The sequence below is a fragment of the Amycolatopsis sp. NBC_01480 genome (assembly GCF_036227205.1).
Lineage (GTDB): Bacteria > Actinomycetota > Actinomycetes > Mycobacteriales > Pseudonocardiaceae > Amycolatopsis.
In genome coordinates, this window is sequence record NZ_CP109442.1 from 2,078,679 (window position 1) to 2,090,705 (window position 12,027).

Sequence of the window (12,027 nt, forward strand, 5' to 3'; positions counted from 1 at the left end):
AGTCTTTCACTTGTCATTCCGGCCGACCGCATCCAGTCTGGTGCTCACCAGAGGATCTTGCGCACAGAAAGGCTGCTTCATGCACTTCGAGGAACTGTTCGAGGCCTACGCCGAATTCACCACGTCGACCGAGCTTTCCGCCCCGGCGGCCGGTTCGCACACCGTGTCGCGCAACACCGCGACGCCCGGTTTCCTCTACCACTCCGCCGAGGCCGGGCCCGAGGCCACGAACGAATAAGGCGCACCTGGGGGAGGACGAGGTGGCGACTTTCCGGGAAGTCTTCGCGAACGCCGAATTCCGGGCCATCTTCTGCGGCTTCGGGTTGTCCACGGCCGGCGACTTCCTGGCCAGGGGCTCGGTGACGATCGGCGTCTACGCGTCGAGCCAGTCGACCGGGCTGATGGCCATCACCTACGCTTTGACGTTCCTTCCGGACCTGGTCGGCGGGGCCTTGCTGGCCGGCCTCGCCGACCGGTTCAGCCGCAAGACCGTCATGATCGCGGCCGATCTGCTCCGCGCCGCGCTGGTCGCCGTGATGGCGACGAGCGGGCTGCCGCTCGCGGTCCTGTGGCTGCTGTTCATCGCGGTGCGCCTGCTGGATTCGCCGTTCCGCGGCGCGCAGACCGCCACGCTTTCGCTGGTGCTCACCGGTGATCGGTACGTGGTCGGCACCTCGGCTAACACCATGGTGGCCAACCTCGCGGTCGGCGTCGGGTTCGCGGGAGCCGGAGCCGTCGCGCAGCAGCTCGGCATGAGCACGGCGCTCTACATCAACGCCGGCACCTTCGTCTGTTCGGCACTGCTGATCTGGCGTGGGGTCCGGCCGCGTCCCGTGGCCGGGCCGAGCGCGGGCGGGACGAGCGGCTGGTGGGGCTCGCTGGCCGCGAGCTCGCAGCTGATCCGCGCCGACCGCCGGCTGCGGGTGCTGATGTGGTTCGCCGTCGTGCCCGGCATCTGCATGGTCGCGACTTCGCTCGCCGCGCCTTACACGATCGAGTCGGGCCACGGCGAAGCCGCCGCCGGTGCCCTGATGGGCGTCGGCTCGGTCGGGATGGTCGCCGGCGTGTGGGCGGTGGCCAGGTGGGTGCGCCCCGAGACCCGGATGAAGCTGCTGGGCGTGCTGGCGGTGGCGTCGGCGGCGCCGTTCATCCTGTGCGCCTGGCACCCGGGCCTGGTCGCCGACACGCTGATCTGGTTCGTCAACGGCGCCGCGACCTGCTTCTGGGTGCCAGTCACCACCGGCGTGGTGACCGGTTCCCCCGAGTCCATGCGGGGCCAGATGAGCGGGCTGATCTTCGCGCTGCTCCGCGTGGTGCAAGGGGTTGCCGTGCTGGTGTACGGCCTGCTCGCCGAGGTCTTCTCGCCGTCGTCGGTCATCGCGGCGGCCGGTCTGCTCGGCGTGGTCGTGTCCGGCCTGATCGGGCTTGCCTGGCGGCGGGTCGGCGAACGCCCGCGATCAGCCACCGCGAACGTCGGCCAGTGACCGGCTGAGTTCGGTTCCGGCCAGGCAGCCCTCGACGAGGTCCCGGCACTCCCGCGCGGCAGCCGGGTCGCCCGCGGCCTCGCGGGCCAGGGCCAGCGCCTGCAGCGCGCGTGCCTGATCGAGCTGCGCGCCGAACGTCCGGGCCGCGGCGAGCGCCGACTCCGCGCAGCCGATCGCGCGGTCGACCGCACCGAGGTCGAGCTCGGCCCGCGCCAGCACGATGTCCGCCTGCATGCCCAGGATCCGCAGCCCCGAGGTCTCGCAGTGCTCTTTCGCCTTGCGGGCCTGGACCACGGCCAGCGCGGCATCGCCGGTCAGCCGGCTGACCTCGGCGTGCCCGGCCAGCGCGGCGATCTCCCCGCGGCGGTACGCGATCTCCTGGGACACGGCCAGTGCCGCGCGGTAGTGCCGGCGCGCCTCGTCGAACTCGTCCTGAACGCAGTGCACCGCGGCCAGCGCGGTCAACGCGTCGGCTTCGTCCTCCCGCGTCGCGCTGCTGCGGGCGATCCGCAGCGCCAGCCGGGCGTTGCGCGCGGCGGAGGCCGGGTCGCCGACTTCCCGGTACGCGCGCGAAAGGTGACCGAGCACGTCGGCTTCGAAGTGCCCGACCGAGCCGCGCCGGAGCAGCTCCAGGGCCTTGGTGAACTCGGCGATCGCCTCGTGGCAGTGCCCGCGCAGCAGCAGGATCTCGCCGAGCATGCCGCGGACGTCCCCCTCGGTGGCCCGTTCGCCGGAAAGATCGCACAGCAGGAGAGTCCTGCGGGCGGCGGCTTCGGCGTCGTCCAGATTCCCGCGCAGCAACTCGGCGTAGCTGAGCCCGAGCCAGCCGAACCGCTGCAAGGGCACGTTGGTGGTCGCCTCCGCCAATTCCAGGCCGGCGCGCACCCGAGCGGCGCCGTCGTCGACTTTCCCCACTTCCCGGTCCAGCGCGCCCAATGCGATCAGGGCGTTGGCCTGCCCCTCGGTGTGCTGTGCGGCCCGGTACGCGGCGAGCGCCTCCGTGAAGTGGTGCAGGGCGGCCGGGTTGTCGCCGTGCCGGAAGCTCAGCGATCCCATGGCGCAGTGGATCGCGGCAATCGCGGGGAGGTTGTCACGGGCCACCGCCACCCGAAGCGCGGCGGCAGACGCGACCAGCCCCTCTTCGCGATACCGGCCGCTGGTCACCAAATACGGCCGCAACGTCTCGACGAGCAGCCAGGCCAGCCACGCGAGGTCACCGTCGACGGCGTCGACCACGGCCGCGAGCACGTTCAAGCACTCGGCGTCCATCCACGCCACGGCTTCGTCCTGGTTCGCGAAGAGATCGGACGGTGTCCGCGCGAACCCTTCCGGCCGGGGAAGCCGCACGTAAGTCGGGTACAGCAAGGATCCCGCTGCCTCGGTGCGGTGCAGGTAGAACGTGAGCAGCCGTTCCCGAGCCGCCGTCTGCGTGGCTCCGCTGTCGGCGTCGGCGCACTGCTCCGCCGCGAACGCCCGCAGCAGGTCGTGCAGCTGGTACCGGGACGCACTGGTCCGCACGAGCAGGTTCGCCACGGTCAGCCGTTCGAGCATCTGCCGGACCTCGGCACCTGGCAGCCCGGCCAGCGCGGCGATGGCGTCGGCCGGGAAGTTCGGTGCCGCCACGAGGCCGAGCAGGCGGAACAGCCGCGCGGTGGCGTCGTCCAACGTGACGTAGGAGAGCTGGAACGCGTTGCGGACCGCGGCTTCTTCGTCGCCCACGATCCGGAGCGAGGTGAGGCGGTTGCCCTGCCGCAGCTCCGTGACGTAGTCGGCCAGCGGCGAGTCCGGCCGGCCGGCCACATTGGCGGCCGCGATCCGGATCGCCAGCGGCAGGAAACCGCACAGCTCGACGAGCTCGGCTGCCGCCTCGGGTTCGGCCAGCACCCGCTCCGCACCGACGATCAAGGCCAGCAGGGAGCGTGCGCATTCGCTGGTGAGCACGCCCACGTGGAACAACACGGCGCCCTGCAGGGCGACCAGTCCCCGCAGCTCGTTCCGGCTGGTGATCAGCACACCGCAGCCGGGGGCGTTCGGGAGCAGGGGCCGCACCTGCGCCGGGCCGGCCGCGTTGTCCAGGACGAGGAGGACCTTCCGGCCACGCAGCAGAGTGCGGTACAGCGCGACGAGTTCTTCCTGGCTCGCCGGGAGCCTGGTGATCGCCGGGTTCAGCGCGAGGACGAACCGGGCGAGGACCTCGGTCGGGGTCAGCTCCGGGGCGGCCGCGTGCCCCCGCAGGTCGACGTAGATCTGGCCGTCCGGGTAGTGGCAGCTCTTGCCCTGCGCGACCCGGACCGCGAGCGAGGTCTTGCCGACGCCGGGCAGCCCGGTGAGCACGATGACCGGCACCGCCACCGCCGAGCCGACCAGCACGTTCTCGATCTCGGTCACCAGCGGGTCGCGTCCGACGAACTCGGGCGCGGCCGTGGGCAGCTGGTGCGGAACCAGCTCCTGGGCGTGGGCTCCGGCCGACACCTGCGCGGCGTGGGCCGGATCGCCCGCGAGGATCTGCTCGTGGATTTTCTGGAGCTCCACGCTGGGATCGACGCCGAGCTCACTCGCGAGCACCTGCCGGATGCGGCTGTAGACCGTGAAGGACTCGGCCTGCTGACCCGAGCGGTACAGCGCGAGCATGAGCTGGCCGTGCAGCCGTTCCCGCAGCGGCGCGGCGCCGGCCGCGGCCTGCAGCTCCTGGATCAGTTCGCGATGCCGGCCGAGCTGGAGCTCGGCGTCGAACAGGTGCTCCATCGCGGTGAGCCGCTCTTGCTCCAGACGAGGAGCGTGCACGGTGCGCAGGAGGTCCGACGGGATGTCCGCCAGGGCGGCCCCCCGCCAGCACGAGAGGCATTCCCGCAAAACCCGAGCCGCTTCGGCTGGTTCCCTGGCCCGTCGAGCTTGGTCGTACAGCTCGCGGAACCGTTCGATGTCCAATTCTCCCGGCTCGACGGAAATGCGGTAGCCGTTGGACATCGTCGTAATGCGCTCAGCGTCGCCGATAGCCCGGCGCAATCGCTGCACATAGGTCTGCAACGTCGCCCGCGCCCCCCGCGGCGGCGCCTGGTCCCACAGCAGGTCCACCAGGTCGTCGGCGCTGACCAGGCTGTTCGCGGACAGGAGCAACATGGCCAGCAGAACGCGCTGCTTCGGCGCCTTGACCGGCACGGTCTCGCCCGCGGCGACCACTTCGAGTGGGCCGAGGATGCGAAACTTCAGCTCTTCCATCGTCCATCCCCCGCGCCGGCCCCTGTCCTAAAGCCAACTGTAGCCAGCAAACACCATCGGCAGCGCTCAACCCAGGCCTTTTACGTGTCCGACGGATGGTTACGGCCGATCAAGACGCCGCGAACGCCATTGCCGCGAACAGAGCAGGTTCACCCCCAGGAGGGCAGGGCACCACAGTGGTAGCCCAGGCGAGAGGCGAGCGATGGACCGGACCCAGAAGGGGCGAAACCCCCGGCCGATGCGGCCGAAACCACCATTGTGGGTGGCGGTGTCCCAAACCGCGCTCGCCGTGCCCACCGGTGACGCCCGGCAGACCCGCAATCCGGTCGCGTCAGCCGACACCGCGAACAGCCAGTCAGCGGTGCGCTGCGCACCGATGCCGATGCCGATGCCGATCTACTCACAGACGTCATCGAAGAAGACGCAGGACGCGCTCATGCGCTTTGGCGAAAGCCTCGACGAGTAGCCGCGCTGCTGTGCTTGCTGCCATCAGGGCAACGCAAAAGGCCGTCCACTCCAAAGTGGACGGCCTTTGAACTGCGGTGGAGCTTTGCCGTCGTTACTCGAACCGTGACGATCTCCTAAAACCCCTGGTAGACGCGCTGCGCCGGATCGAGGTTGGCGACGACACCGACACCCCTAAGCCCGATTCGGTGGTAGCTAGGCCGCCTTCGCGAAACCTGGAAGATCGACTCTCGGACGAGGCGATACAGGCCATGATCGATCTCTACCGGACCAAGCTCACCGCTGAACAGGTTGGCGAGCGGTTCCAAATCAGTGCCCGCAGCGTCCGACGCCTCATGAAGAAGCATGGAGTGCGCAAGCGCGCGTGAGCCCACCGAAGCCGCCCTGTCACGGCAGGGCGGCTTCGCCATGTCCGCAGGGGTTCAGACGTCCTCGTCGTCGATCCAGTCGGCCGGATAGACCAGTCTCCGGGTTGGTAGCTCAGCGTGAGCGAACCGGAGACCGACCCGATCAATACAGAACTCCAGCACCTCATCAGACAGCAGCTCGGGCGTCTCGCTCAGCGCGTCAACGAGGGCCGCAGCCCCTTCCTGGTCATACCCGCCTGGCAAGGCCACGCCCTTGGCCGTGGCAGCTGTGACCGCCTCTTGGCAGAGCGTCGGCCACCAGCTATGACCCCACCAGTTGCGCGTCGCTCCATCCGAGCCAACCAGCGTGAGCAACCGCAGCACGGCATCCGCTCCAAACCGCTCTTCGGCGCGCTCCCAGTACCCGATGTGCTCGTCAACAGAGGCCAGGATATCGGTCCAACCGTGCTGAAAGATGTCCGCCAACCTGCGACCGTCCGGCAAGGTGCGGTCGGCATCGCACAACACCTCGCGGACCTCGTCCCAATGCACCCCATCCGCGTCGATGCAGAGCATCAGGGCGCGGCTGGTGGCAATGTTCAGCTTGGCCATCAGCACGTCATAGACGTCGAGCCCGGCATCGTCCGCGTGCCAGTCCTCAACCTTGGTGTTTCGCCAACAGCTCAGGGTCAAGCCGAGTGCAGCGATCCGCGGAACGGCATCGGGCATGACGTAGCTCAAGTGGTCACCCAGCACCAAGACCATTGCGCTGAGCCACTTGGTATCCGTCAACGGACCAGGACGCCCGATCGTTGCAGGGTCAACGGCACGAAGGACGTCGTTACCGACGTAATCCTGAAGCAAACCGATCCATACCTCAGCACGTTGCATACCGGCATCCGAGGGCACCTGGAAGTAGGTCGGTTCGAGGAGCCCTTGCCGAAAGGCAAGGTCACCGACTTGGGCACGTCGTTGTTCGAGGCTGCCGGACAGGTCAACGGTCACCGGCTCGTCGAACACGTCGTACTCGGTGAGCAGTCCCGAAGCAGTGACCTCCTGAGGCATGGCTGTCGATTCAAAGAGCAACGCGTTATCGGCCGGGCGGTACTGGACGCCCAAGACCATGCAACTGCGCTCCAGACTCAGCAACGCCATTACCTCCGTTCGGGTCGTCTCCAGGTATGAACTGTCATCACGGGTCTGCCAACCAGCCTCATACAGCGGCGAGAGTAGATCCTCCAGTTCGTCGGCAGCAGCAGTAGGCCCGTGTCGTCGTTCCACCATGCTCGTATCCTCGCTTAATTGATCACTCGTATTTAAACACATCTTCCCTTTGCGGGCTACCGCGACCCTGAAACAAAGAGTACAAACAGAATTTCGCAAAAAGATTGCAATTTTAGACGGAGAACAACAGATGGAAAACTTCACCCACTACGAAGAAGGAGGCGAGGCACGAGCCTGCGAGGCACAACTGGAAACCGTATTTCGTGCGACCAGAGATATGACACTTGACGCACAACAGCTACGTGTCATGCCCGGCCATCGACAGATCATCGCGACGACCCCGCCGGCCGAATCGGCGTATGCCTGTCCAGACCTTGAACGAGCAACACCAAAGGAACGGCGGACAGTCGCACTGGTATTGGGCGGCCTTGTTGAAGTGCTCGATGACCGCCGTTCGCTACGCCAGCTCGAACAACACATCTCAGTGCCGCTGTACAACGAATTGAGCAAACGGATGCGACCACCGGGTGGCACGCAGCAGGGCTACCGGCTGCACACTCTGCATACACAGAAGCCTCGGCCTGAAGTCATCGAAGCAAATGGGACGGCAGCAAATGGCCAGAGCGCCCGTGCTGTAGCAGCCCGGTTTCATCGCCTCCGGTACGGCTGGCAGTGTGTGATGATGAAGATGATCGATGATCGAATACCGACTCACTGGTAGGTCATGCCTGAGGCTACGGAGCCACAGCGCACGAACTGGAGAGCCCAGAACACCTGATGTAGTGGATACTGTGCCGATGAGCATCAGCGCAGATCTGCCCGTCATCTGGCGGCATGCGACAGATGTCGCCGTGCCGATTCTGAAAAACACAGGTTCGTTGGTGGCGGCACTAGCCATTGGCAAACTACTACTCGACCTCTGGCGGGGTACTTTCGGGCGGCGCCGACGCTGGCTGAAGCTCTATCGTCAGTTGAGTCTGGGGCTGCAAGTAGACTACCTCTTTGAGTTATTTGGCAAAGCTGCATATAAACGAGTGGTAACAGTCAGCCCAGGAGAAGACACTATCGAGTATGTGTGGCCACTTTCTACAGATGGATACTTGCAGGCGATTATTTCCAGTGATGAAACGGTGGTTCGCTACTCGCTTACCTCGTGCAGCCGGCGGTTTAAACCAAAGCTTCAGATGGGTGGCCCCAAGGGAACTTCATCTACCTTCAAAGTTAAACTTGGCTCAACAAGGTTCGCCGACCTCCCAGGCGAGATATCCGATGTCTACCTGGTTCGAGGTGCCTCGTACTATGAGTACGGCGAAAATCGCTACGTCGGGCGGCCGGGAAAATATGCGCACTGGATTTGCAGCTACAACGTCATGGGCACGGGCCACCTAGAAGCGATCTCTATCGAAATACCAGTTGAGACCGACAGCATGCGACTACCGCCAAGTTGGTATGAAGGATTAAGTGAGGCCGACCAAGAAAATGTTCGACAGTCCCGAGCCAAAACGGTCGTCAATACAGTTACTATCAGCGATAGCAACGGTATAGGACCGGACGGTGGAAACTTCGGCCCTCGCTACGAACTGGTTGAACGACGGCTGGCGTAGTCGGCCTCAATGGTACACGTCGATGCTACTGCTGGAAGTGTGCAATAGCGGAGATTTGGCAACCTGTCGCACGAACTGTACGTAGCTGTAAGCTGGCACGATGATGCCACGGCTTTCAACGAAATACCGCTCAGGCTCAGATACCTGCGAATGGCCAACGCAGCCAGCGCATGGTGGCACCGGTGCAGATTGCGCCCTGTTTGCAGGGAAAAGCCCACTGCGCAAGCTGCGCGTCATGGTCGACGCACACCTTTTAGCTCGACTGGATGAAGGCGTGTACTCGGCGGAGTTGATCCTCGGGGAGTTACTTTCACACCGCTTCATTACAGAGTGCAGATACGCCGACGTCGGGCCTCCCGCCGGTACGCCGTCCAAACGCTCTCAAACTGGAGCGGAGGCATGTATTGGCTGGGCAGTGGTCACTTCTGAGGCCGACGAGCAAGGGATTCAATCCATTGTATACGCGGACGAGAAGCAATTTTTCGTCACGGGAACTTTCGGCAATCGTACGGAGATTGCGCAGCATGACATGTCAGGAACATCGTATGACGAACTCGGCCCCTGCCAGGCCGGTGAGCAGCGACGACTTGACGCAGTTGCGGGACAGGTCGCCGAAGCCTGGGGTGCCGACATTTTTGTGACCGAGCGGCCGTACCTGTTTGAATCGCGCATTGACTTTGCACAGGGTACGACGATCCTTCGGCCAGTCGACGCCCTGCCTGTCGTGGCGCTCTATCTCCGAGCGCAGGCGGTTTACATGATCCAGTGCGGACTCAATGGCCACGACACGCTTACGACGAGCAAAGGAGGATTTTATCTGATCGGCGCCCATGAACTGCTACCCGCCTCGTGGCGATGGTATGCAGCTTGCGCGAAGGAGGTACTTATTGGCAAAGGAGATGACCGGCTTCTGTACCTGGCACAGTCACTTTTGCAGCGAGTACAGCACGCGTTAGAGGCGCGAGACGCTGTTCACTGCACGCTGAATCGACCCCAGAATAATGACAGCACGAACACGGCGCTCTCAGATCTCAATACAGTGGCGATTCTTCTTATGGGTGCGGTAGATGCTGCCGCACGAGTGGCGCATTTGACGTTGAAGATGCCTGAAAATAAGCTACGAAGGGCCTCCTGGCAAGAACGGCAAAACAAAGGCTGGCTTGAGCAGGTGCGCGGCCTGTCGGCAGCGCTCGCCGATACTGTTTCAAACGGCGCGGACGGTGAACATGTCCTGACCGTCCTACGGAGTGTCCGAAACTCAGTACACGGTGAAGCTTTGCAGGGATTGACTATAAATGGGATCGGTGGCCATGTGGCTACTACCCTAATCGGCCTCCCGCGAGAAGATATTTCCGAAGTAATGACGGCTCTTACGGCACTAGGCGGTTCGGCAGCCTGGGGCGTACAGAGAAAGACTGCACATGAGCTCTTCGTTGAGCCCGGGGTATTCCTTGAGCAACTTTTCCCTCGTGTTCTAACCCTATTGAACCTGATGATGGAGAAGACGCCGGTGGAGAATTTGCCGAATTACAACTTGACGCTGGCCGATACACTTCCGCCTACGGACCCCATGGGAATGTTCAGCGAGCTGAACCGTCTGAGCATCCGCTGGCAGCTCGGCTTCTAAGGGCTTGCAGGTTGCGACGCTACAAGCAAAGGATTGTAACCACCGGACGCTCGACAGCGACTAGCCAGGCAGGCGCAGCTCGGGCAGGCCACGTGCTTGGACGCACCATCCGGCGGTTGCTCTGGCCGGCCGCTGCTCATTATCTCCGCGTAGCCGCGTACCTCGTACTGTGAGCCGCAGCGCCCGCAGCACCTGGCACACATCAAAAGACATTCAATCGAGTGCGGCGCTGATTCAATATTCCCCCAATGAGGAACAGTAGGCAGACAAGGCCAGCAATCAGCATGCTCAGACTCGACGGATGGGGTGACAAAAAGAGATATACAGCCGCGCCGATGGCTAACATGAACGCCATAACTATGTCGGCCTTCAGTGAGTCAGCATATCGACTAGTTTTCTCGTCAGGCACCCTGAGAACTTGGCGCGTCAACATCCGCTTGACTATTGCCGTAGTACTACCAGCTAAGAGGCCAAAAGCCGAAATGCTGCCGAACCAATGTACGGCGAGCAATGGACCCGGCCCGATAGTAACAGCAATAAACATCGCAGACTCAGCCAACGTCACCAACATCAGCATGATGTTCTCGGTCGCATCGATGCGTTCCTCGATAAATACAGCTCCGTACTTGACCGACAAGTAGACGAGTGCAACGGCGACGAAAGAGGCCAGCCAAAAGACAACGAGCACAAAGAAGTCCACGGTCAGCGCGACCGAAACCATGACCGTCTGCAACGCAACAACGCCAGCCGCCAAGGCAACACCAGCCAGGATGGCAAGCAGAAAACTGAAGTCGTCCCGGCCCGAAACACGGCCGACGCGATGACCTTGCGGTAAGCCTGTCTGTTCAACAGGAGAATGCGACCGTTCGCATCCTTGTGGATCATGACGCATCGACCGCCTAGCCAAGCCCGCCGCAAGCGCACCGGCCAGGAAGCTCAGTCCAACCAGAGAAGATCTCTTGCCCTTCATCTGCCTCCTGTCAGGGGCGTAGGAGTCGAGTGCCGCCATACGTCGTTGCGTAGGCAAGGCCGGCCTGAATCGAAGCCCTATTTCGACTTATGTCGATGTCGGCGTTTCCAGGCGACGGACCTGTACCAGGGTAGCTTCTAGATCTCCGCAGCGTACCGCCACATTTCATGATCTTTTAATAAGTACCTGTCATAATCTGTCCAAGGGAATGGGTCACGTTGCCGTTTTGTACGGTGACGGTCGAGGGGTTAACCTCAAGACCACAGATGGAGCTTAGAAGTTACCCCCCCCCCCCCCCCCCCCCCCCCCCGCTTTATTGCGACGGCGGCGCGGTTTACGTTGTGGCTCGGTTCTTAGGGTCTTGTGGAAGCAGGTTTTTTGGTTTTCACGGGCACCGACCGGCCGCAGCCTCTACCAACTTTAAACGAGGCACGTTCCATATGGACAAGCACGCACCAGACGAAGACAAAATACTTAGCGACCCGCTTACTGCGGCGCATATTACTATTAAGCCTAATGACATGAAGCGGGTCTTACTGGGCGTCTATAGCCCAGAAGACCCGAAGCCACAGTTTACTATGCGCTACTACCCGCATGAGGCACCACATGTCACCAGCTACCATGATACGGAACTACCCCAAGACGGCGTGTACTTGTTCTTTCGGCACTTCCAGAACTTTGGAGACAAGCCGTGTACGGTGACGATTCGGCGAGTGGAGCCTGACTTGCGGCTGGATAGGGCTTAGTCGAGTCGTCGTAGTAATGTTGCCTCCTCCTTTACGTCCGTCGTTTACGTGGCTCCAGTTCAGCCAGCACTTCACCTTCATTAAGAGAACGGCCGAGGTAGATCACTGCCCGGACGGCGTTCACGAGTCCGTCGTCGAGACTTCGTTGAGCTTCACTTGTTGCAGCTTCTAGACTCGCACAACCGCCGATCGATTGCACCTCCCGGCCTCGATCATTGATATAGGCGATACCAATATTCTTCGAATCAGCGGATGTCATTTGCATGATCCTTTTCTGCGATGCAGATGTTGAACTACTGGCCAGGGGTCTAACTCAATCTTAAAACCAAACCACAAATAGG

The 12,027-nt window shown here is 62.9% G+C and carries 10 protein-coding genes; 6 read left to right on the forward strand and 4 right to left on the reverse strand.

From position 1 onward, the window contains the following. Nucleotides 1-79 precede the first annotated feature (79 nt). Both OG371_RS09695 and OG371_RS09700 read left to right on the forward strand, forming a co-directional pair. The gene (locus OG371_RS09695) at nucleotides 80-238 is read left to right on the forward strand and encodes a hypothetical protein (RefSeq protein WP_329067726.1); all 159 of its coding nucleotides are present in this window, start codon (nucleotides 80-82) and stop codon (nucleotides 236-238) included. 22 nt (nucleotides 239-260) lie between these two features. Then, nucleotides 261-1,484 (forward strand): MFS transporter, encoded by a 1,224-nt coding sequence (locus tag OG371_RS09700; RefSeq protein ID WP_329067729.1) that lies wholly within the window; start codon nucleotides 261-263, stop codon nucleotides 1,482-1,484. Here the strand turns inward: OG371_RS09700 and OG371_RS09705 are convergent. Continuing rightward, nucleotides 1,458-4,703 carry an AfsR/SARP family transcriptional regulator gene (locus tag OG371_RS09705; RefSeq protein WP_329067730.1) on the reverse strand — a complete coding sequence of 1,082 codons (3,246 nt, stop codon included), beginning with the start codon at nucleotides 4,701-4,703 and terminating at the stop codon, nucleotides 1,458-1,460. The two genes, OG371_RS09700 and OG371_RS09705, sit on opposite strands and share 27 nt — an antisense overlap. Nucleotides 4,704-4,905: 202 nt before the next feature. Here OG371_RS09705 and OG371_RS09710 point away from each other — a divergent pair, with 202 nt between their 5' ends. Next, on the forward strand, nucleotides 4,906-5,169 hold the full coding sequence (locus OG371_RS09710) for a hypothetical protein (RefSeq protein ID WP_329067732.1): 264 nt from the start codon (nucleotides 4,906-4,908) through the stop codon (nucleotides 5,167-5,169). 421 nt (nucleotides 5,170-5,590) lie between these two features. Here OG371_RS09710 and OG371_RS09715 read toward each other — a convergent pair whose 3' ends face one another. Beyond that, nucleotides 5,591-6,799, reverse strand: coding sequence for a hypothetical protein (locus OG371_RS09715; protein WP_329067733.1), 1,209 nt, complete (start codon nucleotides 6,797-6,799; stop codon nucleotides 5,591-5,593). Between the two features lie 130 nt (nucleotides 6,800-6,929). Here OG371_RS09715 and OG371_RS09720 point away from each other — a divergent pair, with 130 nt between their 5' ends. The 3 genes from OG371_RS09720 (at nucleotide 6,930) to OG371_RS09730 (ending at nucleotide 9,970) form a co-directional block, all read left to right on the forward strand. Further along, nucleotides 6,930-7,460, forward strand: a complete 531-nt coding sequence (locus tag OG371_RS09720; RefSeq protein WP_329067735.1) for an Rv3235 family protein — start codon at nucleotides 6,930-6,932, stop codon at nucleotides 7,458-7,460. A 76-nt stretch (nucleotides 7,461-7,536) separates the two neighbouring features. Further along, nucleotides 7,537-8,343, forward strand: coding sequence for an ETEC_3214 domain-containing protein (locus OG371_RS09725; RefSeq protein WP_329067737.1), 807 nt, complete (start codon nucleotides 7,537-7,539; stop codon nucleotides 8,341-8,343). Nucleotides 8,344-8,578: 235 nt separating this feature from the next. Further along, the gene (locus tag OG371_RS09730) at nucleotides 8,579-9,970 is read left to right on the forward strand and encodes a hypothetical protein (protein WP_329067739.1); all 1,392 of its coding nucleotides are present in this window, start codon (nucleotides 8,579-8,581) and stop codon (nucleotides 9,968-9,970) included. A 202-nt stretch (nucleotides 9,971-10,172) separates the two neighbouring features. On the opposite strand, the gene OG371_RS09735 is transcribed toward OG371_RS09730, so the two are convergent. Both OG371_RS09735 and OG371_RS09740 read right to left on the reverse strand, forming a co-directional pair. Continuing rightward, nucleotides 10,173-10,979, reverse strand: coding sequence for a hypothetical protein (locus tag OG371_RS09735; protein WP_329067741.1), 807 nt, complete (start codon nucleotides 10,977-10,979; stop codon nucleotides 10,173-10,175). A gap of 738 nt (nucleotides 10,980-11,717) precedes the next feature. Next, nucleotides 11,718-11,945 (reverse strand): hypothetical protein, encoded by a 228-nt coding sequence (locus tag OG371_RS09740; RefSeq protein ID WP_329067742.1) that lies wholly within the window; start codon nucleotides 11,943-11,945, stop codon nucleotides 11,718-11,720. Between the last annotated feature and the right edge of the window lie 82 nt (nucleotides 11,946-12,027).

Bases quoted from the DNA above. Each gene is read 5' to 3' on its own strand.
- OG371_RS09710 (WP_329067732.1), top strand. From the start codon at position 4,906: ATGGACCGGACCCAGAAGGGGCGAAACCCCCGGCCGATGCGGCCGAAA.
- OG371_RS09720 (WP_329067735.1), top strand. From the start codon at position 6,930: ATGGAAAACTTCACCCACTACGAAGAAGGAGGCGAGGCACGAGCCTGC.
- OG371_RS09705 (WP_329067730.1), bottom strand. From the start codon at position 4,703: ATGGAAGAGCTGAAGTTTCGCATCCTCGGCCCACTCGAAGTGGTCGCC.
- OG371_RS09695 (WP_329067726.1), top strand. From the start codon at position 80: ATGCACTTCGAGGAACTGTTCGAGGCCTACGCCGAATTCACCACGTCG.
- OG371_RS09725 (WP_329067737.1), top strand. From the start codon at position 7,537: ATGAGCATCAGCGCAGATCTGCCCGTCATCTGGCGGCATGCGACAGAT.
- OG371_RS09740 (WP_329067742.1), bottom strand. From the start codon at position 11,945: ATGACATCCGCTGATTCGAAGAATATTGGTATCGCCTATATCAATGAT.
- OG371_RS09715 (WP_329067733.1), bottom strand. From the start codon at position 6,799: ATGGTGGAACGACGACACGGGCCTACTGCTGCTGCCGACGAACTGGAG.
- OG371_RS09730 (WP_329067739.1), top strand. From the start codon at position 8,579: ATGGTCGACGCACACCTTTTAGCTCGACTGGATGAAGGCGTGTACTCG.
- OG371_RS09735 (WP_329067741.1), bottom strand. From the start codon at position 10,979: ATGGCGGCACTCGACTCCTACGCCCCTGACAGGAGGCAGATGAAGGGC.